The sequence below is a fragment of the Streptomyces sp. SM1 genome, from assembly GCF_002910825.1.
Classification (GTDB): Bacteria; Actinomycetota; Actinomycetes; order Streptomycetales; family Streptomycetaceae; genus Streptomyces; species Streptomyces okerensis.
Window position 1 is genome coordinate 1 of sequence record NZ_NEUB01000099.1, and the last position, 586, is coordinate 586.

The window sequence follows — 586 nt, forward strand, 5'->3', positions numbered from 1 at the left end:
CGCCCACCAGCGGACGCAGCATGTCGTCACCCACGCCGAACCGCTCGCCGCCGCCACCCTCCTCGTCACACACAGCGCCGCGGAAGCCGCCGAAGCGGTCCTGGCCGGATCGCCCAAGGCGGCCCGCTACGGCCCCGCCGCCTTCGACGCCCTCCTCGGCGCCCGGCTCGCCGGGTCCGGTGTCCTGGTCCGCAGCGGGCGGCGACTGTGGCAGCTGGAGATCGCCGACTCCCTCGTCCTGCACGCCGACACCCTGCGCGACCCCGCGCCGCCCGCGGACGGAGCCGTGTTCCACGACCCCGTCGACCCCTGCGCCGAGGCCGTCCTCGACGCGGCCCGCCGGGCGGGACTGCACGTCGTCATCACCGGCGGCTCCGACCTGAAGGACATCACCCGCCTCGCCGACGAGGTCGCCCCCGCCGGCCTGCCGTTCGGCGACGTCGTACGGGCACTGCAGAGCGACGGGCACATCGTGGTGAGCGTCGCCCGGATCGCCGCGCACGGCGACGACGACGTGGCGGCCGGCCTGCCCGCCGGCGACGTGGCCATCGCCCTCACCGACGCTCGCTCGGCGGTCGCCTGGGGC

General features: G+C 76.8%; 1 pseudogene. It reads left to right on the forward strand.

Features of this window, described 5'->3' with window-relative positions:
* Nucleotides 1–586 (forward strand): annotated as a pseudogene (locus tag B9S61_RS02150) (cation-translocating P-type ATPase); the annotation flags it as partial.